Origin of the sequence: Niallia oryzisoli, assembly GCF_036670025.1 — a bacterium.
Lineage (GTDB): Bacteria > Bacillota > Bacilli > Bacillales > Cytobacillaceae > Bacillus_BD > Bacillus_BD oryzisoli.
The window spans coordinates 97501-121263 of sequence record NZ_CP137640.1 but is presented as its reverse complement, the minus strand read 5'-3'; the positions used below and the strand labels follow the sequence as shown (position 1 = coordinate 121263).

The 23763-nt window shown below is 40.6% G+C and carries 24 protein-coding genes and 2 other annotated features (1 of these 26 only partly in view); all 24 genes read right to left on the bottom strand.

Annotated elements, in window-relative coordinates; translation table 11 throughout:
- Nucleotides 1-19: 19 nt before the first annotated feature.
- Nucleotides 20-3577: a DNA-directed RNA polymerase subunit beta gene (gene rpoB / locus R4Z09_RS00610; RefSeq protein WP_338450515.1), complete on the bottom strand. Its 3558-nt coding sequence runs from the start codon at nt 3575-3577 to the stop codon at nt 20-22.
- A 300-nt stretch (nt 3578-3877) separates the two neighbouring features.
- Nucleotides 3878-4483: a class I SAM-dependent methyltransferase gene (locus R4Z09_RS00605; RefSeq protein ID WP_338450514.1), complete on the bottom strand. Its 606-nt coding sequence runs from the start codon at nt 4481-4483 to the stop codon at nt 3878-3880.
- Between the two features lie 126 nt (nt 4484-4609).
- Entirely contained in the window at nt 4610-4972 is a 363-nt protein-coding gene (rplL, locus tag R4Z09_RS00600; RefSeq protein ID WP_338450513.1) for a 50S ribosomal protein L7/L12, read from the bottom strand.
- A gap of 54 nt (nt 4973-5026) precedes the next feature.
- Nucleotides 5027-5527: a 50S ribosomal protein L10 gene (rplJ, locus tag R4Z09_RS00595; protein ID WP_338453169.1), complete on the bottom strand. Its 501-nt coding sequence runs from the start codon at nt 5525-5527 to the stop codon at nt 5027-5029.
- A gap of 34 nt (nt 5528-5561) precedes the next feature.
- Nucleotides 5562-5713, bottom strand: a sequence feature (ribosomal protein L10 leader region).
- 55 nt (nt 5714-5768) lie between these two features.
- Nucleotides 5769-6464 (bottom strand): 50S ribosomal protein L1, encoded by a 696-nt coding sequence (gene rplA, locus R4Z09_RS00590; protein ID WP_338450512.1) that lies wholly within the window; start codon nt 6462-6464, stop codon nt 5769-5771.
- Between the two features lie 167 nt (nt 6465-6631).
- Nucleotides 6632-7057, bottom strand: coding sequence for a 50S ribosomal protein L11 (rplK, locus tag R4Z09_RS00585; RefSeq protein ID WP_016204545.1), 426 nt, complete (start codon nt 7055-7057; stop codon nt 6632-6634).
- A 180-nt stretch (nt 7058-7237) separates the two neighbouring features.
- Entirely contained in the window at nt 7238-7771 is a 534-nt protein-coding gene (nusG, locus tag R4Z09_RS00580) for a transcription termination/antitermination protein NusG (protein WP_338450511.1), read from the bottom strand.
- 172 nt (nt 7772-7943) lie between these two features.
- Nucleotides 7944-8126: a preprotein translocase subunit SecE gene (secE, locus tag R4Z09_RS00575; protein WP_338450510.1), complete on the bottom strand. Its 183-nt coding sequence runs from the start codon at nt 8124-8126 to the stop codon at nt 7944-7946.
- A 51-nt stretch (nt 8127-8177) separates the two neighbouring features.
- Nucleotides 8178-8321, bottom strand: coding sequence for a 50S ribosomal protein L33 (rpmG, locus tag R4Z09_RS00570; RefSeq protein WP_338450509.1), 144 nt, complete (start codon nt 8319-8321; stop codon nt 8178-8180).
- Between the two features lie 94 nt (nt 8322-8415).
- Entirely contained in the window at nt 8416-9075 is a 660-nt protein-coding gene (gene sigH, locus R4Z09_RS00565) for an RNA polymerase sporulation sigma factor SigH (protein WP_338450508.1), read from the bottom strand.
- Nucleotides 9076-9149: 74 nt separating this feature from the next.
- Nucleotides 9150-9656, bottom strand: coding sequence for an NYN domain-containing protein (locus R4Z09_RS00560; RefSeq protein WP_338450507.1), 507 nt, complete (start codon nt 9654-9656; stop codon nt 9150-9152).
- 2 nt (nt 9657-9658) lie between these two features.
- Entirely contained in the window at nt 9659-10408 is a 750-nt protein-coding gene (gene rlmB, locus R4Z09_RS00555) for a 23S rRNA (guanosine(2251)-2'-O)-methyltransferase RlmB (protein WP_338450506.1), read from the bottom strand.
- Nucleotides 10398-10829 (bottom strand): Mini-ribonuclease 3, encoded by a 432-nt coding sequence (locus R4Z09_RS00550; RefSeq protein ID WP_338450505.1) that lies wholly within the window; start codon nt 10827-10829, stop codon nt 10398-10400. The genes rlmB and R4Z09_RS00550 overlap by 11 nt, the downstream gene beginning before the upstream one ends.
- A gap of 4 nt (nt 10830-10833) precedes the next feature.
- A complete protein-coding gene (gene cysS / locus R4Z09_RS00545; RefSeq protein ID WP_338450504.1) occupies nt 10834-12231 on the bottom strand; it encodes a cysteine--tRNA ligase in 1398 nt (465 codons plus the stop codon).
- Complete coding sequence (cysE, locus tag R4Z09_RS00540) at nt 12212-12883, bottom strand: serine O-acetyltransferase (RefSeq protein WP_338450503.1); 672 nt, start codon at nt 12881-12883, stop codon at nt 12212-12214. Before cysE ends, cysS begins: the two co-directional genes overlap by 20 nt.
- Nucleotides 12884-13088: 205 nt before the next feature.
- Nucleotides 13089-13313, bottom strand: a binding site (T-box leader).
- A gap of 47 nt (nt 13314-13360) precedes the next feature.
- Nucleotides 13361-14815: a glutamate--tRNA ligase gene (gltX, locus tag R4Z09_RS00535; RefSeq protein WP_338450502.1), complete on the bottom strand. Its 1455-nt coding sequence runs from the start codon at nt 14813-14815 to the stop codon at nt 13361-13363.
- A 51-nt stretch (nt 14816-14866) separates the two neighbouring features.
- Nucleotides 14867-15355 carry a 2-C-methyl-D-erythritol 2,4-cyclodiphosphate synthase gene (gene ispF, locus R4Z09_RS00530; RefSeq protein WP_338450501.1) on the bottom strand — a complete coding sequence of 163 codons (489 nt, stop codon included), beginning with the start codon at nt 15353-15355 and terminating at the stop codon, nt 14867-14869.
- Nucleotides 15356-15360: 5 nt separating this feature from the next.
- Nucleotides 15361-16059 (bottom strand): 2-C-methyl-D-erythritol 4-phosphate cytidylyltransferase, encoded by a 699-nt coding sequence (gene ispD / locus R4Z09_RS00525; protein ID WP_338450500.1) that lies wholly within the window; start codon nt 16057-16059, stop codon nt 15361-15363.
- A 101-nt stretch (nt 16060-16160) separates the two neighbouring features.
- A complete protein-coding gene (locus R4Z09_RS00520) occupies nt 16161-17243 on the bottom strand; it encodes a PIN/TRAM domain-containing protein (protein WP_338450499.1) in 1083 nt (360 codons plus the stop codon).
- 237 nt (nt 17244-17480) lie between these two features.
- Nucleotides 17481-18557: a DNA integrity scanning diadenylate cyclase DisA gene (gene disA / locus R4Z09_RS00515; RefSeq protein ID WP_338450498.1), complete on the bottom strand. Its 1077-nt coding sequence runs from the start codon at nt 18555-18557 to the stop codon at nt 17481-17483.
- 3 nt (nt 18558-18560) lie between these two features.
- Nucleotides 18561-19937, bottom strand: coding sequence for a DNA repair protein RadA (gene radA / locus R4Z09_RS00510; RefSeq protein ID WP_338450497.1), 1377 nt, complete (start codon nt 19935-19937; stop codon nt 18561-18563).
- A gap of 142 nt (nt 19938-20079) precedes the next feature.
- On the bottom strand, nt 20080-22530 hold the full coding sequence (gene clpC / locus R4Z09_RS00505; protein WP_338450496.1) for an ATP-dependent protease ATP-binding subunit ClpC: 2451 nt from the start codon (nt 22528-22530) through the stop codon (nt 20080-20082).
- A gap of 13 nt (nt 22531-22543) precedes the next feature.
- Nucleotides 22544-23614 (bottom strand): protein arginine kinase, encoded by a 1071-nt coding sequence (locus R4Z09_RS00500; RefSeq protein WP_338450495.1) that lies wholly within the window; start codon nt 23612-23614, stop codon nt 22544-22546.
- A gap of 1 nt (nt 23615) precedes the next feature.
- Nucleotides 23616-23763 carry the 3' portion of a UvrB/UvrC motif-containing protein gene (locus tag R4Z09_RS00495; RefSeq protein WP_338450494.1) on the bottom strand. 401 nt of this gene lie beyond the right edge of the window, so only the last 148 of its 549 coding nucleotides appear in the window; the start codon falls outside the window, past its right edge; the stop codon is at nt 23616-23618.

The following is a 23763-nucleotide window of genomic DNA, read 5'->3' as shown; positions in this document are numbered from 1 at the left end:
CACTCTTTAAAGAATAATTCTACTCGTTTAAACCAACTTTTTCAGACTCAACATTTTGCGGCTCAGGAGTTATCGTAATAGATTCAGCCTGCTGCATCTCTTCTTCATCTTCCTGATCACGCATTTCTATTTCTTCTTCATCACCAGATAGGATCTTAACATCCAAACCTAAGCTTTGAAGTTCTTTAATTAATACTTTAAATGATTCCGGAACACCAGGCTCAGGAACATTTTCACCTTTTACAATCGCCTCGTATGTTTTCACACGTCCAACAACATCATCTGACTTGACTGTAAGGATTTCTTGCAATGTATAAGCAGCACCGTACGCTTCAAGAGCCCATACCTCCATCTCTCCAAAGCGCTGTCCGCCGAATTGGGCTTTACCACCAAGCGGCTGCTGTGTAACCAGAGAGTATGGTCCAGTTGAACGGGCATGAAGTTTGTCATCAACCATGTGTGCTAATTTAATCATATACATGACACCAACAGACACACGGTTATCAAACGGTTCACCCGTTCTTCCATCATATAGAATCGTTTTAGCATCGGTTGCCATTCCGGCTTCCTCAATCGTATCCCAAACATCTTCCTCTGTTGCACCGTCAAATACCGGTGTGGCAACATGGATATTTAAATATCTTGCCGCCATCCCAAGGTGTAGCTCGAGCACCTGACCGATATTCATACGAGATGGTACCCCTAATGGGTTTAACATGATATCAACAGGTGTGCCATCTGGTAAAAACGGCATATCTTCTTCTGGTAAAATTCGGGAAATAACCCCTTTGTTACCGTGACGACCGGCCATTTTATCTCCAGCAGATATTTTACGTTTTTGGACAATGTAGACACGGACAAGCTGATTTACACCTGGAGGAAGTTCATCTCCGTCTTCACGATTAAATACTTTTACGTCTAAGACAATTCCGCCGCCGCCGTGAGGCACACGCAGTGATGTATCACGAACTTCACGTGCTTTTTCACCAAAAATAGCATGTAATAGACGTTCTTCAGCCGTTAATTCCGTTACCCCTTTAGGTGTTACTTTACCAACAAGAAGGTCTCCATCTTTTACTTCAGCACCAGTGCGGATGATCCCGCGCTCATCAAGATTACGAAGAGCGTCTTCGCCGACATTCGGGATATCACGTGTAATTTCCTCAGGTCCGAGTTTTGTATCACGAGACTCTGATTCATATTCTTCAATATGAATAGAAGTATATACATCATCCTTCACAAGGCGTTCGCTCATGATGATGGCATCCTCATAGTTATAACCGTCCCAAGTCATGAAGGCAACAAGGACATTACGACCCAATGCCAGCTCACCTAGTTCCATTGAAGGTCCATCAGCAAGAATTTCACCTTTTGTTACACGGTTGCCAACTGCAACAATCGGACGCTGGTTATAGCATGTTCCTTGGTTGGAACGGATAAATTTCAATAATCTATATTTATCAAGGTCACCCTTTACCTCTTGACCATCGATGTTTTTGATTCTGCGCACCCATACTTCGCGCGCTTCAACATGTTCAACAATACCGTCATTCTTACAAATCACAGCAGCTCCAGAGTCTTTACCAGATACATATTCCATACCTGTTCCAACTCGAGGTGCCTCAGGCTGCATAAGCGGTACTGCTTGACGCTGCATGTTCGCTCCCATCAAAGCACGGTTTGAGTCGTCATTTTCAAGGAAAGGAATACATGCTGTCGCAGCTGATACAACCTGCTTTGGTGATACATCCATGTAGTCGATACGGTCACGGTGGACAGTAGTGTTCTCACCGCGGAAACGGGATACAACTTCTTCATCCATGAATGCGCCGTTTTCATCAAGACGAGAGTTCGCCTGTGCGACAACATAGTTATCTTCTTCATCAGCTGTCAAATAGTCAATATGATCCGTAACTTTGCCTGTATCGGGATCAACCTTCCGGTATGGCGTTTCAATAAAGCCAAAACGGTTTACCTTCGCAAAGGATGATAATGAGTTGATTAGGCCGATGTTCGGTCCCTCAGGCGTTTCAATTGGACACATACGGCCGTAGTGGGAATAGTGAACGTCACGAACTTCCATTCCGGCACGTTCACGAGTTAATCCACCAGGTCCTAATGCAGATAAACGTCTTTTATGTGTCAGCTCTGCAAGCGGATTTGTCTGGTCCATGAACTGTGATAACTGAGAGCTTCCAAAGAACTCTTTAATCGATGCGATAACAGGTCGAATATTAATTAATTGCTGTGGTGTGATCGTATTTGTATCTTGGATGGACATTCTCTCACGAACCACACGCTCCATTCTTGATAAACCAATTCGGAATTGGTTTTGCAGCAGCTCACCAACAGAGCGTAAACGTCTGTTTCCTAAGTGGTCAATATCATCCGTGTTTCCAACTTCATGTAAAAGATTAAAGAAATAACTGATAGAAGCAATAATATCAGCCGGTGAAATATGCTTAACTGCTTCTTCCACATAGGCATTGCTGATAACATTAATGATTTTATCGTCTTCATTTGGAGCGTAAATTTTGACTGATTGAAGAACAACCTCTTCTTCCACAACACCGCCATATGGAGTAATCGTTTTAAAACCGATATTATTCTCAAGGTTTGGAATGATTCGATCCAATGTACGGCGGTCAAGTAAGGTACCCTTTTCAGCGATAATTTCACCTGTTTCAGGATCAACCAAAGTCTCAGCAAGACGCTGACCAAATAGGCGATTTTTTATATGAAGCTTTTTGTTAATCTTGTAACGTCCAACATTTGCAAGATCATAACGTTTTGGATCAAAGAACCTTGAAACTAATAAGCTTTTTGCGTTGTCAACTGTTGGCGGTTCACCAGGACGCAGTCGCTCATATATTTCTAATAAGGCCTTTTCCGTGCCTTCCGTATTATCTTTTTCTAATGTGTTGCGCAGATACTCATTGTCTCCAATTAAATCAAGAATCTCTTGATCAGAGCCAAACCCTAATGCACGCAAAAGAACCGTAACTGGGAGTTTCCGAGTACGATCAATTCTGACATACACAACATCTTTCGCATCTGTTTCATATTCAAGCCATGCGCCGCGATTCGGAATAACAGTAGCCGTAAAGCCCTTTTTCCCGTTTTTATCCATTTTCCCACTATAGTAGACGCTTGGTGAACGCACAAGTTGGGAAACGATAACGCGCTCTGCACCATTTATGACAAATGTACCTGTTTCTGTCATAAGTGGGAAGTCACCCATAAAGACATCTTGGTCTTTAACCTCACCTGTTTCTTTATTTACAAGACGTACTTTCACACGTAACGGTGCGGAATATGTAACATCCCGTTCTTTCGATTCTGGAACAGAATACTTTGGATCGCCAAGACTGTAATCAATAAATTCTAGAGATAGATTACCCGTAAAATCTTCAATCGGTGAAATATCCTGGAACATTTCACGTAACCCTTCATCAAGAAACCACTGATAGGAAGAGGTCTGTATTTCAATGAGATTTGGTAATTCTAAAACTTCACTGATCCGTGCGTAACTTCTTCGTTGGCGGTGTCGTCCATACTGAACTAGTTGACCTGTCAACTCATTCACCCCTCAAATCAAGCGTTTTTAATATTTATTGCCATCTTATAGAAGGAATATTTTCCTAGCCTATAAGACAAAAAGAAAAAGGGTTTTTAACTCAAAAACCACATTCTCACATTACGACTATTATTTTGTTATTTTCTCCAAATTAGCCAAATTTTATACAATCTGTTATAAAATTAGTAATAAAGAGAAATTAATCTATTGGCATTTTACAATGCTATCACAACAGTTATGGCTAGTCAATATTTTTCTTCCATTTTCATTAAACATATTGACAATTAAATTTGTGTATCTTTAGCCAATCTTCTTCGCCTTTATAATAAAATAACCTTTCTTCTTTTCAACTGTATCGACTTCTGCAAAAAGTTCAGAAAGCTTCGAAATTGTCGAAGGTGCCCCTTGCTTTTTTTGAATCACGACCCATAGTTCTCCCTGAGGCAGAAGTGAATGATAGCTTTGTTCATAAATATCAAATATCACTTCTTTTCCAGCCCGGATTGGAGGATTGGTGAGAATTACAGCAAACTCTTTCTCTTTCACAGCAGATAAACGGTCACTTTCGTAAATGACCACATTACCTATACCGTTCAGCTCGCTATTTTCCTTCGCAAGCTGTAATGCACGTAAGTTCACATCTATCATATTTATCGTTCGACCAGGCCATTGTTTTGCAATAGACAGACCGATAGGCCCATAACCGCAGCCAACATCCAGTATATCGCCGGGTACCTCCGGCATATCAAACGTTTCAATTAATAATTTAGATCCAAAGTCTACTTCCTTTTTTGAAAAGACACCGTTATCCGTTTTAAATCGGAAGCTTGTATTTCGCAAGGTATAGTTCCAATACTTTGGATCACTTTCAACATTTTGGGTTCGGGAATAGTAATGCTCGGACATGTTTTCACCTCCGTTGGAGAATCGAGAATGTTAATTTCTGAGGAATAAGGTATGAGCAGTAAACATTTAAGTAGAGTAGATAGACAAAAAAAGCTCGCTTATACAGCGAGCTTTTTGTTGGAAAAATTACTTAACTTCAACGCCAGCTCCAACTTCTTCAAGCTTAGCTTTAATTTCTTCTGCTTCTGCTTGAGAAACGCCTTCTTTAACTGGTTTTGGAGTGTTGTCAACAAGTTCTTTTGCTTCTTTAAGACCAAGACCTGTGATTTCACGTACCACTTTGATAACTTTGATTTTTTGGTCGCCTGCAGATGCAAGAACAACGTCAAATTCAGTTTTTTCTTCAGCAGCAGCACCAGCAGCGCCACCAACAACAGCTACAGGAGCTGCAGCAGTTACACCAAATTCTTCTTCGATTGCTTTTACTAGGTCATTTAATTCTAAAACAGTCATATTTTTAACTGCTTCAATGATTTGTTCTTTAGTCATGATTGATTTTCCTCCTTATTTTGTGGGTTTTTAATTTATTATATAACGATTAACTTACGCGCTTTGTTCTTCCTTCTGATCTGCAACAGCCTTTGTAGCAAGAGCAAGGTTGCGGATTGGAGCTTGAAGTACGCTGAGTAACATTGAAAGTAAACCTTCGCGAGATGGAAGTTCAGCAAGAGCTTTCACTTCTTCAACTGTAGCTAGATTTCCTTCGATAACACCCGCTTTGATTTCTAATGCTTCATGTTTCTTAGCGAAGTCATTGATGATTTTTGCAGGAGCAATTACATCTTCAGTACTGAAAGCAATCGCATTAGGACCTGTTAAAAATTCATTAAGACCTGAAAGTTCAACAGAATCTGCTGCACGACGAGTCATAGTGTTTTTGTATACTTTAAACTCAACGCCTGCTTCACGAAGTTGTTTACGAAGTTCAGTTACTTCAGCAACATTTAAACCACGATAATCAACAACAACTGTTGATGCACTTGCTTTAAGTTTATCAGCGATTTCATCGACGATTTGTTTCTTTTGTTCAATAATGCTGCTCATCTTTACACCTCCTGTAAGAATTACTGCATTTATACCGGACAATAAAATACCTCCATACTGTTACAGACATGGAGGTAGTATACAATAGCCGCTAAATAACGTGCGCTTTACAATCTATCGTATGACCTCGGCAGGAAATTAAGCGAATGTCGCACCTGCTGTCTTCGGTACAAATGTACTTATTTTTTTAACAACAGACTCTATTATAGTAAATAGAGTCATCATTGTCAACATTTATTTATTATTTACCTGCAGTAGAAGGATCAACTTTCACACTAGGTCCCATTGTTGAAGTAACAGCTACGTTCTTCATGTAAGTACCTTTTGCAGCTGCAGGCTTAACTTTAACCATGGTATCGAAAATTGTGTTGAAGTTTTCAACAAGCTTTTCAGTTTCAAAAGATGCTTTACCGATTGGAACATGGATATTACCAGCTTTATCAACACGGTATTCCACTTTACCGGCTTTAATTTCGTTTACCGCTCTTGTAACGTCGAATGTTACTGTTCCTGTTTTAGGGTTTGGCATTAAGCCTTTTGGTCCTAATGTACGACCAAGCTTACCAACTTCACCCATCATGTCAGGTGTAGCAACGATTACATCAAACTCGAACCAACCTTGGTTGATTTTGTTAATGTATTCTGTATCTCCAACATAATCTGCACCAGCAGCTTCTGCTTCTTTTGCTTTTTCACCTTTTGCAAATACAAGGACTCTTTGAGTTTTACCAGTTCCGTTAGGCAGTACAACTGCTCCACGGATTTGCTGATCTGCTTTCTTAGGGTCAACTCCTAAACGGAATGCCACTTCTACAGACGCATCGAATTTTGTAAAGCTTGTTTTCTTAACAAGTTCTACTGCCTCACCGATAGGGTAAGCCTTTGAACGATCTATAAGCTTTGCAGCTTCTAAATACTTCTTACCTTTTTTAGCCATTTTATATTTCCTCCTATATTGTGGTTTTAGCGGAATTTCCTCCCACGTGAAAAGCGCATCGCCTATCAATTTTCAGATACGGCGATGAAGGTAAACAGATATAAAGGTTGCGAGTAGAACAAATTCATCCCCGCAACCTTATTGTTAACCATCATTTACGGCATGGATTAGTCTTCAATAACAATGCCCATGCTGCGTGCAGTACCTTCAACCATACGCATAGCTGCTTCAACGTCTGCTGCGTTTAGATCAGGCATTTTAGTTTCAGCAATCTCGCGTACTTTGTCACGCTTAACTGTAGCTACTTTATTACGATTTGGTTCACCAGAACCAGATTCGATTCCAGCTGCTTTCTTAAGTAAAACAGCAGCAGGAGGAGTTTTCGTAATAAATGTAAATGAACGGTCCTCAAATACCGTGATTTCAACCGGAATGATTAATCCAGCTTGTTCAGCTGTACGAGCGTTAAACTCCTTACAGAATCCCATGATGTTAACACCGGCTTGACCTAGAGCTGGACCAACTGGTGGAGCTGGATTTGCTTTAGCTGCAGGGATTTGTAATTTAACAACTTTAATTACTTTTTTAGCCACGAGACACACCTCCTTAAGTCCGTGATGTGGTAATAGGGTCCCAATTTTTGGTCCCTCCCACTCAATCTATAGTCTCTATTTTAAAATAAAGAACTTTATTAGCATCCCGATTTTTATATTCGGGACATACTGACCTTTGAAATATTACCACTTTTTCATTTTGATTTCAAGTTCTTCATGTTATATTTTTTCAACTTGTGTATATTCAAGCTCTACAGGGGTATCCCGGCCAAACATATTAACGAGTACTTTAATCTTTGCTTTATCCTTATCAATTTCTTCAATGGAGCCTTCAAAGTTAGCAAACGGCCCTTCTTTTACCTTCACCGTTTCACCAATTTCAAAGTCGATATCCACTCGTCTTTCATCAACTCCTAAATGTTTAAGAATGGAATTGATTTCATCAGGCAGCAATGGAGTCGGTTTTGAACCAGCACCTGCAGATCCAACAAATCCCGTTACACCTGGTGTATTTCGTACAACATACCAAGAATCATCGGTCATGACCAGCTCAACTAATACATAGCCAGGAAATACCTTTCTCTTAACGACCTTTTTCTTTCCATTTTTAACATCTGTTTCTTCTTCTTCAGGTACAATGACCCTGAAAATTTTATCCTGCATTGCCATTGATTCTACACGTTTTTCCAAATTTGCCTTCACTTTGTTCTCGTAGCCCGAGTACGTGTGGACAACATACCAATTTTTTTCCATTCAAGGGGACTTAACGTCCTTCCCTCCCTGTATTAAATTTAGGTTTTACGTTTTTCAAACTAACGTATTGGAGGATGAAAAACTTTTCTTTACAAACCAAAAAACCCGTTTCCGGGCTTTGTAAAGTTTTCCTTTTGTTTCTATCCCCCATTATACCATCAGTTGCTGGGAGTTATTCAAGAATTAAACGAATCAATTCAGAAATACCTAAGTCAATGACAGCGAAAAAGAGTGAAAAGAATGTCACAGTAGCAATAACAGTAACCGTATAGTTGATTAAATCCTTACGTTTCGGCCAGCTAACCTTTCTCATTTCACGTCCAACTTCACGGAAAAATTGCACGATGCGTTGCATTTCGTAACCTCCAAACTGAAGTGATACTATATTCCTATCTATGAAAAGTCGCTATTTTGTTTCACGGTGTACTGTATGAGCCTGACATTGATCACAATGCTTTTTCAACTCAAGACGTTGCGAATCCTTTTTACTCATGGTTGAGTAGTTTCGTGAACCACACTTTGAACATGCAAGGATAACTTTTTTTCTCATTTATGCACCCACTATAGCTTCTTTTATATCTATAAAAATGTATCATGGTGGGCAGGGCATGTCAATAACAGGTAATTGTCATCACATGATATTACTATTGTGAAAACTCTCTGATTTCCAAGTAACGCTCAAGTTTTCTCTTTACACGCTGCAGTGCGTTATCAATTGATTTAACATGACGGTTTAGTTCTTCTGAGATTTCCTGGTAAGACTGCCCGTCCAAATAAAGTGCGAGAACCTTTCGTTCGAGATCACTCAAAAGTTCTGTCATCTTTACTTCTATATGATCAAACTCTTCCTGATTAATAATCAATTCCTCAGGATCCAATACTTTTGCTCCTGAAATAACATCCATTAACGTACGATCGGATTCTTCATCATAAATAGGCTTATCTAATGACACATAAGAGTTTAACGGAATGTGTTTTTGTCTTGTTGCCGTTTTGATAGCAGTAATGATTTGCCTTGTAATACAGAGCTCCGCGAAGGCCTTGAAGGATGATAGCTTGTCCTCTTTAAAGTCACGTATAGCTTTAAATAGACCAATCATGCCTTCTTGAACAATATCCTCCCGATCCGCTCCAATTAAAAAATAAGATCTTGCTTTGGCTCGAACGAAATTGCGATACTTATGAATCAAAAAATCAAGCGCTTCACTTTCGCCTTTGTGCACTAAATCAATAATCTCCTCATCCTCAAGTTGCAAATATTGAACGTTACTGTCGTTAAGCTTCGTCCCGATGTAAGAATTCAACACAGATCCCCCCGACCGCAAAAGCATGATTAGAGTTATTATACAGCACATTTTTTTCCAACGTCAACAAATCATTACCGTTCTCGGCGCCATTTTTCAAAAATTTCAGCTAATTCTTTACTTAATGGAATTTTTGACAGCGGTCGTTTTTCTTCGATTTTCTTCACTTTCTTTTCGATACCCTTTTCAATCATTTCCATTTCGATAAGCAGTTCTCTTGCCGACTTCCGTAATGCACCTTGTCCGAAAATCGCCCACTGCTCTGTATAATCAGAGGTTGCCACATGTATTTGTGTTTTTCGATTACTTAAACCAATGGCAAGCTTTTCGATTCTTTCATCAGCTGTTTCATTTTCCTTTGTAAAAATGACTTCAACCTGATAATTTTTATACTTCTTTTCCATTCCCTGTACCCCGTAGGCATCAAATACAATGATCACCCGATAGCCTGTATAGGCTTGATACTCAGCCATTTTCTCAACTAATAAATCCCTTGCTGCAGCTAAATCTTTATTCTTAAATTCCTGCAGGTCAGGCCATGCTCCGATAATGTTATATCCGTCCACCAACAAAATGTCCATTTTTATCCCTCAAGTGGGTTACGTTTTCGATAAACCTCATACATGAGCAATGCCGCAGCTACTGAGGCATTTAGTGAAGTAACCTTTCCAGCCATTGGCAGTCTGATTAGAAAATCACATTTGTCCCGAACAAGCCTTCCCATGCCTTTTCCTTCACTGCCAATCACAAGACCGAGCGGCATTGTCCCGTCAAATTGCCGATAATCCTCTTTCCCCTTGGCATCAGTCCCCACAATCCAAATGCCCCGCTCTTTTAGTTCATCAATGGTTCTGGCCATATTGGTTACTCTTACAACCGGTATATGTTCAATCGCACCTGTTGAGGCTTTGGCTACCGTAGCTGTTAAACCTACTGCCCTGCGTTTTGGAATAATAATTCCATGGGCCCCAACGGCATCAGCTGTTCTCATAATCGAGCCCAAATTATGCGGGTCTTCAATTTCATCGAGAAGCAAAAAGAAAGGAGTTTCGTTTTTCTTTTCTGCCTTCGCAAATAAATCATCGATTTCTGCATATTGGTAAGCGGCAACCTGAGCCAATACACCTTGGTGATTCCCCTCTACCAAGCTATCCAATTTCTTTTTTGGTACAAATTGTACGAGAACATTTAAATCCTTTGCCAGACTTGTAATTTGCTGCATTTGTCCGCGCTGTGAGCCTTCCGCAATTAGGATTTTGTTAATATCCCGCTCAGATTTCAACGCTTCGATTACAGGGTTTTTCCCCATAATATAATCATGTTCATGCACCATGTGACCCTTCTCCTTTCATCTCATCAATCAGTTGAAAAGCATGGTTAATAATTTCCTCGAGACGTTCGTTATTTCCGGCCAGAAATAACGAACCAAGCAGCGCTTCAAATGCCGTACTGTACCGGTAGGTTTGAACATCCGTATTTTTGGGAACGGAGCCCGATTTTGCGTTCCGCCCCCTCTTAATAATCGCTATTTCTTCGTCTTGAAAATAATCTTCCTCCATCATTTGGTGCAGTACACCTGCTTGGGCTTTTGCTGATACATAACGTGTTGCGGATTTATGAAGCAAATGCGGCTTCACCTGCCCATTTTGCAGCAAATGATATCGGACATATGTTTCGTAAATAGCATCTCCCATATAGGCAAGAGCGAGACTGTTTAAAAGCTTTTCATTTACTTTTTGTTCATATTGCAGCATACCATTAGCCTCTTTTCCATCTCGTACCTTGCGGAGTATCCTCTAAAATGATATTCAAATCCTTTAATTGATCACGGATTTGATCAGCCAATTGAAAGTCACGGTCCTTACGAGCTTGGATTCGTTTTTCAATTAATGCTTCAATCTCTTCATCCAGAAGCTCTTCTTCCTTCAACTGCAGTCCTAATACATTTGACAGTTCTTCAAACAGCTTCATAAAGCTTTCAATGACATTGGTATCCGTATTTTTTTCCATTAAGTAACGATTAGCAAGGCTGGAAAGCTCAAATAGAACAGATATTCCGTTAGCAGTATTAAAATCATCATCCATTTGTTGAATAAATTGTTCTCGCAGACCATTCATATCCTCAAGCCATGCACTGCTGTTATCCGTTAAATTTGTGCTTGCTTCCTTCCTGTGGCTTAAGTTTTGGTACGACGTTTTGATACGGTCCAGGCCGGCACGGGTATTCTCTAATAACTCATCACTATAATTGATTGGATGACGATAATGAACGGACAGCATGAACAAGCGTAATACTTGGGGATCATGTCGTTTAATAATGTCATGAACAAGGACAAAGTTACCCAGAGACTTTGACATTTTTTCATTATTGATATTGATATACCCATTATGCATCCAATAGCGGGCGAATGGCTTTCCTGTCAGCGCCTCTGACTGGGCAATTTCATTTTCATGATGCGGGAACGTTAAGTCCTGACCACCAGCATGGATATCAATCGTATCGCCCAAATATTTTCTTGCCATTGCTGAACATTCAATATGCCAGCCCGGTCTGCCTTTTCCCCATGGGCTTTCCCAATAAATTTCGCCCTCCTTGGCAGCCTTCCAAAGAGCAAAGTCCAGTGAATCCTGCTTCTTCTCTCCTATGGCGATACGAGCCCCGACGCGCAGCTCATCAATCGATTGCTGTGAAAGCTTCCCATAATCATCAAAGCGGCGCGTATGAAAATAAACATCCCCTTCAGACTCATAGGCATAGCCCTTCTCAATTAAAGTTTTAATAAAATCAATAATAATGTCCATATTTTCTGTTACACGGGGGTGAATATCTGCTTGTTTACAGCCTAACGCGCTGACATCTTCGAAATAGGCTTCGATAAAACGGTCAGCAACCGTTGGTACATCTTCGCCAATTTCTTTAGCTGCCCTGATTAATTTATCATCCACATCTGTAAAATTAGAAATATAGCGGACATCATAGCCACGGTACTCCAAATATCTTCTTACCGTATCAAACACAATAGCCGGGCGAGCGTTTCCGATATGAATGTAATTATAAACAGTCGGTCCGCACACATACATTTTTACTTTCCCTTCTTCAAGCGGGATAAAGTCCTCCTTCTTTCTTGTCAAGGTATTATAAATTTGAATAGTCATGGTTATTACCGCTCCTTTCCTTCCTTAGCTCTTCTAGTTCAAACTTTAACTTTGTTATTTCATCCTGCAATTCATTTAACCGGTCTGAAACAGGGTCCGGTAAATTGGCATGGTTTAAATCTTTATTTACTTTTACTCCAGCCTGCACTTTTACACGTCCAGGTATACCAACAACCGTTGAATCCGGCGGAACATCTTTAAGAACGACTGAACCGGCACCAATCTTTGCATTTTCTCCAATAATAATGTTCCCCAATACTTTAGCACCGGTTGCAATCAATGCGTTATCTTTAACAGTTGGATGGCGTTTTCCCTTTTCTTTCCCCGTACCGCCAAGTGTAACCCCTTGATAAACCGTCACGTTATCGCCGATCTCACACGTTTCTCCAATAACAACTCCCATCCCATGATCAATAAAGAGCCGTCTTCCGATTTTCGCACCAGGGTGAATTTCGATCCCGGTAAAAAATCTGCTTATTTGCGAGATTACCCGTGCAAGAAAGAAAAATTTCCTTTTGTGTAATGCATGAGCAAAACGATGCGCCCATATAGCATGAAGTCCCGAATAGGTTAGGATAACCTCTATATAACTTCTCGCCGCAGGGTCCTGCTCAAAGATAACTTGAACATCTTCTTTTAAATTTCTAAACATACGTTTGACCCTCCCCAATTGAAAAGCGTAAGCGCCTTGCCCATCCCCGATAAGCATAAGACGAGCCGGCTGGAAGGTTGTTCTTTAACCTTCTAGACGGATTGGCTAGACTTCCGGGGATAGGCTGCTTGCGCTAGACACTGAACAAAGTTATAAAACTTAACTTTCTCACAAATGAAAATAAAAAATGCGCCCCTGTCATAAAGACAGAGACGCATAATCCGCGCGGTTCCACTCTGTTTAGGCCTCCAAGAGACCTCCACTCTGCCCTTATAACGGAAGGGATTCCGCCCATATCTACTATTAGTAAAAATTCGACACAGGACTCTGAGATGCATTCAAAAAATGAGAGGCTTAAACCACTTTCAGCCGCTGATGGTTCTCTCTAGCAAAGCATCATTTTTTTACTCTTTCTCATCAACACTTTAGACAGTATTCTACTACATTTACTATATTACACTTTTATAAATATGTTAATCAAATTATATTCATTACACGTGCTTTTACTTTCTCTTTGCCTAATAACTCGATTGCCTTCATTAAATCAGGACCATGAGTCTGTCCAGTAGTCGCAACCCGAATCGGCATAAAGAGATTTTTCCCCTTATGACCTGTCGCCTTTTGGACCGCTTTAACGGCCTTCTTAATTTCATCCGCCGTAAAGGATCCCAAGCCCTCAATCTCAGTTAAAAAGGCTGAAAGAACTTCTGGCACTTGTTCTCCTGCAATAACTTCTTTCGCTTCTTCGTCCATACGGACTTCTTCCGTGAAGAATAGTTCTGACAGCTCAACAATATCTGCCCCACAGCTCATTTTCTCCTGGTTAAGTGCAATCAGCTCACGAGCCCAAACATTTTCTTCGTCTGTTCTTGTTTCCTTTACATACCCTGCTTTAACCAAATGCGGCAAAGCAAGCCCGACAACACGATCAAGCTCAATCTTTTTCATGTATTGGTTATTCATCCAGGCAAGCTTTTGTTTATCAAATAATGCCGGAGATTTAGACAGACGACTGCTGTCAAAGATTTGAATAAACTCTTCTTGTGTGAAGATTTCTTCTTCCCCTTCTGGAGACCAGCCTAATAGGGCAATAAAGTTAAACAAAGCTTCTGGAATATAACCAAGCTCTTCATACTGCTCAATAAATTGAATAATCGATTCATCACGTTTACTAAGTTTTTTTCTGCTTTCATTTACAATGAGAGTCATATGTCCAAACGTAGGCCGCTCCCAGCCAAACGCATCATATATCATTAATTGCTTTGGTGTATTGGAAATATGATCATCACCGCGTAATACATGGGAGATTTCCATTAAATGATCATCAATGGTTACGGCAAAGTTATAGGTTGGGATTCCATCTTTTTTCACAATAACATGGTCGCCAATCCCGTCACTTTCGAAGGACACATTTCCCTTTACCATATCATCCCATGCAAAAATTTTTCCTTCAGGAACTCTAAAACGGATGCTTGGCTCTCTTCCTTCCGCTTCCAGCTGCTGTCTTTCTTCAGCTGTTAAATGACGGCACTTGCCGGAATACTGCGGGTTTTCATTTCTTGCCATTTGCTCCTCGCGTTCCTTTTCCAGCTCTTCTGGTGTGCAATAGCACTTATATGCTTTTCCGCTTTCAAGAAGCTCGTTATAGTACTTTTGATAGATGTCATTTCTCTCTGATTGCCGATAAGGACCGTATTCTCCTCCAATATCGACACCTTCATCCCAATCCATGCCAAGCCATTTTAAATACTTAAGCTGACTTTGCTCTCCGCCTTCAATATTACGTTTTTGATCTGTATCTTCAATCCGAATAATGAACTTTCCACCTTTATTCCGTGCAAACAGATAATTAAATAACGCCGTACGAGCATTACCGATATGCAGATGTCCAGTCGGACTTGGTGCATACCGTACTCGGATTTCGTTTGCCATAGCTCCAACGCCTCCAGTAACATGCTTTATCATTATTTTCGTATGTATATCTTAGTCAGAATACCCTAATTTTCTCAATAAGACAACCGCTTGTGCGGCAATCCCTTCCCCACGTCCAGTAAAGCCCAACTTTTCAGTCGTGGTTGCCTTTACATTAATATTCTCAGGCTTAGTCTCCAGTAAAAGAGCAATATTCTCCTTCATCGGAATAATGTAAGGGGCCATTTTCGGTTTCTGAGCGATAATCGTGCAGTCTGCATTCACGAGCTCATAGCCACGATCTTTCACCATACCCCAAACGTGTGAGAGCAGTTTACTTGAATCAGCATCTTTAAATTCAGGGTCGGTATCAGGAAAATGCCTCCCAATGTCCCCTTCTCCAATTGCACCTAAGCAAGCATCCGCAACTGTATGTAACAGTACATCTGCATCAGAATGACCGAGAAGTCCCTTTTCATAAGGAATTGTAATTCCGCCGATAATTAGGTCCCTGTTTTCAGCAAATTGATGTACATCAAAGCCTTGTCCAATTCGAAACATGTCTATTAACTCCTTTTTGTCATATTTCTGCGTTTTCGAATGATCGTTTCCGCAAAAAATAAATCCTCAGGGGTTGTAAGCTTAATGTTGTCATAATTCCCCTCTACAATCATGACATCATGACCCATCCGCTCTACGAGACTGGCATCATCCGTGCCTAAAAAGCCTTCCTCCTCTGCCAGTTCATAGGCCTTAAGCAAGAGAGGCATACGAAAAGCTTGTGGAGTCTGGACTGCCCACAAGCTGGAACGTTCTACCGTCTCTATCACTTTATGATCCTTTACCTTTTTCACTGTGTCCTTAACTGGAACGGCCAGTATCGATGCCCCATGCTGCTCAGCTGCCGTGACAAGGGAATGGATTTGGCCCTTTTCAATAAATGGCCGGGCCCCATCATGAACGAGAACAATTCCATTTTCCCGTAAAGCTTTGATCCCATTATATATGCTGTACTGCCTTTCCGCCCCGCCTGGAACAATGCCGATCACCTTTGCAATACTGTATTCACTTAAAAGACTATTAAACTCTTTTTCATCTTCTTCGTTTACCGCAAGAATGACCCCAGAACAGCTCTCGTCATCTTCAAACACCTTTAATGTATGAATCAAAATTGGAACTCCATCCAGCTTCAGTAAGAGTTTATTTTTTCCCGCTCCCATTCTTTTCCCCTGACCCGCTGCAGGGATAACGACTTGATAAAGCATAACCCGATCTCCTATCTATGAACGCATGAAAACGCCGGAATAAACTGCCGGCGCCTGAGCTAAAATCTATGCTCAACATGCATTTATTCTTTATCTATCATTTAGAGTGCCTTTTCCAGCAATTTGGGCTTTGCAAAAATCATTCTGCCTGCAGAGGTTTGCAAAACACTTGTAACAAGTACATCAAGGTGCTTACCAATATAATCACGGCCATCCTCTACAACAATCATCGTACCGTCATCCAAATAAGCAACTCCCTGATTATGTTCTTTTCCATCTTTAATCACTTGGACATTCATTTCTTCTCCTGGGAGCACCACCGGTTTAACCGCATTTGCCAGGTCATTAATATTTAAAACAGATACCTGCTGCAGCTCACATACTTTATTTAGATTAAAGTCATTTGTCACGACAACCCCGCCTGTAATCTTTGCCAGCTTCACCAGCTTGCTGTCCACTTCCTGAATTTCATCAAAATCTCCTTCATAGATTTCAACTTTAATGGCTAGTTCCTTTTGAATTCGATTCAAAATATCCAGTCCGCGGCGCCCTCTATTTCTCTTTAACACATCTGAGGAATCAGCAATATGCTGCAGCTCTGCTAAAACAAACTGAGGAATAACTATGATTCCTTCCAAAAATCCGGTTTGACAAATATCTGCAATCCTACCATCGATAATAACACTCGTATCCAATATCTTCAAAGTATTATTACCCTCGTTCTCTGACTCTTCTTCTACTGGTTTTTTCTTCTTGTTCGCCCATAAACCCAGCAATTCATCACGTTTTTTAAATCCAACTGAAAAACCTAAATAACCAAATAAAAGTGTTAATAAGATCGGTGCCACCGTATTGACAATCGGTACTTCAATGGCATTAAGAGCATAGCCAATTAAAAAGGCAATAATAAGTCCAGAAACAAGCCCTAAACTACCAAAAATAATATCTGTTATTGGTGCTCTTACTAATGTCTCTTCAAGCCACTTTACAAAGTTCACTACATAGTCAATTGCCCAAAACGTTATAATATAAAAAATAATAGAGCCCAATATGACGGATACATATGGATTATTTATCAGAGGAATGTCATCAAAATTAACTAGTCTTAATAAATCTGGGATTAAAAACAGTCCCAGCGTTCCTCCAATAATGAGGAAACAAGCCTGAACGATTCGTTTTAACATTCCTTCACCTCCTTTTTATTCATTATAAACAATTTGCAAAAAACGAAACCTATTTACGAACATATTTTATTTTTTAGTCAATTAAACCTTTGTCATTCTTATCCAATTGCTGTCCTTAGTTATCTTTAGATTAGCACCCACTAAAAGAATGTGTCAAATAATTAATTTTTCATTTTAACACAATACTATAACTAGTTCAATAGTCTTTTTCTGAATAAGTTCCTATATACCTATAGATTATTTGAAGCTGCGATCGGCTAACAATTGATCCTTTAATAGCTTTAAGCCATCCTTAATTTTTCTTGCTCTTACATCGCCAATGCCCTCAACCTCATCCAATTCCGCAACAGTTGCTTTGGTAATGGCAGGAAGATCATGAAAACGGTCAATTAAATTTTCAATAATCACCAGCGGTAAACGGGGAATTTTACTCAGCATTCGATAGCCACGCGGATATTTCACCTCATCAAGGTGGACATAACCTTGATAACCAAACTGCTTTAAGACAAGGTTGTCTTCAATGACTTCCATATGAGCGAATTCATGCAGCCTACTCATGACTTCATTCACGTTTACATTTCTTAAATTGGCATAATCCTTAATAACCAGCTTTGCTTCCTTTTCCATATCAATCAAAAGCTCATTCATTTGCAGCTGAATCAGCCTGCCTTCTGTTCCTAATTCATTTAAATAGTTGAGCAGTTCGTTTTTAATTCTCAGTACCATTGTAAATCGGTGCATCGTTTGTAGAAGGTCGCTGTAGGTAACAAGCTCCTCTAGCTCCAGGATACTTAGATTAGTGACGCTTTGCTCTAATACTACTTTATACTTTTCTAATGTCTGCACGGCTTGATTCGCCTTTGCCAAAATGACGGCAATTTCCCTTAGTGCATACCGTAATTGGCCTTGATAGAGGGTAATGACATTCCTTCTTTGTGAAATGGCAATAACAAGCGCACCTGTCTGTTTCGCAACCCTCTCGGCCGTACGGTGACGCATCCCCGTTTCCGATGAGGGAATGCTCGTATCTGGGGCTAATTGAGCGTTTGCGATTAAAATCTCACTGCCCGATTCATTTAAAATAATGGCTCCATCCATCTTGGATAGCTCATACAAATAGCTCGGCGAAAATGGGCATTGAATCTTAAACCCGCCATTTACAAGTGTTTTTACTTTTTCATTACAGCCTAACACGATTAATCCGCCTGTATTGGCTCGAAGAACATTATCTATCCCTTCCCGAATCGACGTTCCAGGGGCCATAAATTGTAAGATTCTACTCATTGCTTGATCGCCAGACTTTTTGTTTTCCACTCTTTATCCCCCTAAAGCAGCTTGTAATGCTTCACTGACAGTAGCTACCCCGATTAATTGAATGCCCTCTGGTCCTTTCCAGCCGCCAAGATTATTTTCCGGCAGGATAATTCGTTCAAACCCAAGCTTTGCGGCTTCCTGTACCCGTTGTTCAATTCGGGAAACCCGTCTCACTTCACCAGTTAAGCCTACCTCCCCAATGACGCAGTCAGTGGGTCTAGTCGGCCGGTCGCGAAAGCTTGAAGCGATGCTGACGGCAATGGCTAAATCAATAGCTGGTTCATCTAATTTCACACCGCCTGCTACTTTTAAATAGGCATCCTGATTCTGCAGCAGCATCCCGACTCTTTTTTCTAATACAGCCATTAGAAGCGGGACACGGTTATGATCAATACCAGTTGCCATTCGGCGCGGGTTTCCAAAGCTCGTTGGTGAAATAAGCGCTTGAATTTCTACAAGCACAGGTCTTGTTCCTTCCATTGATGCAACAACGGTAGAACCTGCTGCACCTTGAGAGCGTTCCTCTAGGAAAATTTCAGAAGGATTCTCTACCTCCTCAAGACCTGCTTCCTTCATCTCAAATATCCCCATCTCATTTGTCGATCCAAAGCGGTTTTTTACAGCACGAAGAATGCGATATGTATGATGACGTTCACCTTCAAAATATAATACAGTGTCAACCATATGCTCTAACAAACGCGGTCCGGCTATTGAACCTTCCTTTGTTACGTGGCCGACAATAAAAATAGCGATTCCTTTTGTTTTTCCAATTCTCATCAACTCGGATGTACATTCACGCACTTGAGAAACACTGCCCGGAGCAGAGGTGATTTCCGGATGAAAGACGGTCTGAATCGAGTCCACAATGACAAATTCAGGATTGACGGTCTCAATCGTACGACTTATTTCCTCCAGATTTGTTTCAGCATATACCAGCAACTTATCAGAGGAAATGCCTAAGCGGTCTGCTCTTAGCTTTGTTTGACGCAGCGATTCCTCTCCAGATATATATAGAACTGCATGCTGTTTCATCGCTAATTGTGAAGAAACCTGCAGCAGTAGTGTTGACTTTCCTATTCCTGGATCTCCACCAATGAGGACAAGCGAACCTCTGACAATCCCTCCGCCTAATACACGATTTAACTCCCTTGAATCGGTATAGATACGCGCTTCATTGACCGTTTCAACTGCTGTGATCGGCGTCGGCTTTACGGCGATTTTCGACTCTTCTGAATGAGCGAAAGCTCCCCTCCTAGAAACTGCCTTCTCTACTTCCTCCACCATACTATTCCAGTTACCGCAGCCGGGACATTTTCCCATCCATTTAGGTGATTCATATCCGCATTCCTGACAAATAAATTTTGTTTTTCTTTTAGCCACTTGTTTCCTTCACTTCCCCTACCTATTCTATTTTGCCTAGAAGTATAGTATACGAGTTTTCGACAAGAATAAGTACTTATTCATGATGAATTGACTAAAAAGAGGTACACGTATTCTACCCGTGTACCTCTCTGCTGCAGCCTTAATTTTGTAATTGAGATTCTGGTTGTACTTCAGTTGCTTTGATTGTAAATTCATCATCTACAACATCAATGATTACCTTTTGACCGGTTAGAACGGTTCCTTTTAATAACTCCTCTGACAAACGATCCTCAATATGCTTTTGAATCGCCCTGCGAAGAGGACGGGCACCATATTCCGGATCATATCCCTCTACGGAGATCTTTTCTAAAGCGGCATCAGTAAGCTCAAGTGAAATATGCTGCTCTTCTAAGCGTTTTGTTAATTGATCAGACATTAGAGAGACAATTTCCTTCAGATGTTTCTTCTCTAATGCATGGAACACGATAATTTCATCAATACGGTTCAGAAATTCTGGACGGAACGCTTTTTTCAGCTCCTCCATTACCTTACCCTTCATATCCTTATAATCCTGGTTTGAATCTTGAATATTGAAGCCGACATATTTATTTCTTTGTAAGGCGGATGCACCTACGTTAGATGTCATAATTAAGACCGTATTACGGAAATCAACTGTACGTCCTTTAGAATCCGTTAATCTTCCATCCTCTAATACTTGAAGCAGGATATTAAAGACATCCGGATGTGCCTTTTCAATTTCATCCAACAGAACAACAGAGTATGGCTTTCTTCTCACTTTTTCAGTCAGCTGACCGCCTTCCTCATAGCCGACATAGCCTGGAGGTGAACCAACAAGTCTTGATGTCGAATGCTTTTCCATGTATTCAGACATATCAATTCGAATCATCGCATCCTCATCGCCAAACATCGCTTCAGCTAATGCCCGAGCTAATTCAGTTTTACCAACACCAGTTGGTCCAAGGAATACGAATGAACCGATAGGGCGTTTTGGATCCTTTAAACCAGCACGTGCACGGCGAACTGCTTTTGAAATAGCGATAACTGCCTCTTCCTGACCAATAACGCGTGAGTGAAGGATCTCTTCCAGTTTCAATAGTTTGTCTGTTTCTGTTTGCTGTAGTTTTGAAACAGGAATTCCCGTCCAGCTGGAGACAACGCTTGCTATGTCATCAACCGTAACTTCACTGTTTTCCTTTCCTTGCTTTTCCTTCCAAATTTTCTTCGTTTCCTCTAACTGTTCACGAAGGCGCTGTTCTGAATCTCTTAATGAGGCAGCTTTTTCAAATTCCTGGCTTTGAACGGCTGCATCCTTCTCTTTTCTTACTTCTTCAAGCTTAACTTCCAATTCCTTTAAGTTAGGTGGTGTTGTATAAGAACGAAGACGGACCTTTGAACCAGCCTCATCAATTAAGTCAATTGCTTTATCCGGTAGGAAACGATCAGAAATGTAGCGGTCAGATAACTTAACAGCTGCTTCAATCGCATCGTCTGTAATCGATACTCTATGATGCGCTTCGTATCTGTCTCGTAATCCTTTTAAAATCTGAATCGATTCATCAGCAGTCGGTTCATCAACCATAATTGGCTGGAAACGTCTCTCTAAAGCAGCATCTTTTTCAATATATTTGCGATATTCATCTAATGTTGTTGCACCGATACATTGCAGTTCGCCACGGGCGAGTGACGGCTTTAAGATATTCGATGCATCAATGGCACCTTCTGCTCCACCGGCTCCAATCAATGTATGCAGCTCATCAATGAATAATATAATATTGCCGGCTTGGCGGATTTCGTCCATTACTTTCTTTAAACGGTCTTCAAATTCACCGCGGTATTTTGTACCAGCAACGACTGTTCCCATATCAAGAGTCATTACACGTTTATTTCGAAGAATTTCAGGCACTTCATTGTTTACGATTTGCTGTGCAAGACCTTCAGCAATGGCTGTTTTACCAACCCCTGGTTCACCGATTAAAACAGGGTTATTTTTTGTACGTCTGCTTAATACTTCAATAACACGTTGAATTTCTTTGCTTCGTCCAATAACTGGATCCAAACTTCCTTCACGGGCAATAACTGTTAAGTCACGGGCTAAGCTGTCTAGAGTAGGTGTATTAGCACTTGCTGCAGAACCACCTTGATGTGTGCCGGATTCGTTGCTTCCTAACAGCTGAAGTACTTGCTGACGTGCTTTATTCAAGCTGACGCCTAAGTTATTTAATACACGTGCTGCAACACCTTCACCTTCACGAATTAGTCCTAAAAGGATATGTTCAGTTCCAACATAGGAATGTCCCAACTTTCTTGCCTCATCCATTGATAGTTCTGTTACTTTCTTTGCTCGTGGTGTGTAATGAATGGACCCAGCTGCATCCTGGCCTCTGCCAATCAAATCTTCAACTTCCTTCTGAATTTTCTCAGAACTGAGTCCTAATGCATACAATGCTTTTGCTGCTATTCCCTCGCCTTCACGGACAAGTCCTAATAAAATATGCTCTGTTCCAATATTATTATGACCTAATCGTATCGCCTCTTCCTGGGCTAAAGCCAGCACCTTTTGAGCTCTTTCTGTAAAACGTCCAAACATCATGTCCACTTCCTCCCTACTCTTGTTTTTCTAAATTTAGTCTTTCTCTTATGAGAGTAGCCCGACGAATATCCCGTTCATTCGGTCTTAATGGACCTCCGGCATATTGTTGTAAAAATCCAGGCTGGGTTAATATCATCAATTCATTTAAAATATTTTGGGAAATATTTTTAATATAGCCCATATCAATACCAAGCCTTACATCTGATAAACATCTAGCTGCTTCCTTCGTTTCAATAATCCTGCTGTTAGCTAAAACTCCGAAGGAACGATAAACCCTGTCTTCTAACTGTATATTTGATGTCTTAGATAATGCATCACGGGCCGAACGCTCCTGCGATACAATCTGACTTACTACACTTTTTAAGTCTTCCACAATGTCCTCTTCAGATTTACCTAATGTGATCTGGTTGGAAACTTGAAAGATGTTACCTAATGCTTCGCTGCCTTCACCGTAAATTCCTCTAACAACTAGCCCAAGTTGATTAATTGCTGGAATCAATCGATTCATTTGCTGTGTAAGGACAAGTCCTGGAAGGTGCATCATTACAGATGCTCGAAGCCCGGTTCCTACATTTGTTGGACAGCTTGTTAAATAGCCGACTGTTTCATCAAATGCGTAAGTAACGTAATCCTCAATCCAGTCGTCGATTTCATTCGCCATTGACAATGCTTCTTGCAGCTGTAAGCCCGAAAATATACATTGTATTCTTATATGATCTTCTTCATTAATCATAATGCTGATTTCTTCATTTTCCGAAAGTAAACATGCCCCATTGTTTGAATCTTCAGCGAGGTTAGGACTGATTAAATGCTTTTCTACTAATACTCTCTTTTGGAGAGGTTGCAAGTCCTGCATAATAAGTAAATCCATTTCACCTGCTTTTGTAAACGGAAGACTTTGCATTCTATTTTTTATGATTTGAATGACCTCTAAAGCTTCTTCATTCGAATATAAAAGCGGAAATCTGTATTGATCAATATTACGTGCTAACCGTATTCTCGAGCTGAGGACAATATCGGAGTCAGGGCCTTCAGCGCTCATCCAAGAGCTCACGGCTTGATTTAAAAAACGCTCCAGCGACAAGTTATTCCCCTCCTCTGGCAGTTTCATCTAATTTTTGATCTAATGAGCGGATCTCGTCTCTTATTATGGCAGCTTTTTCAAACTCTTCACTTGCTATCAGTTCTTGCAATTGCTGCTTTAATTCTCCTATATTTTTCATGATATGCATC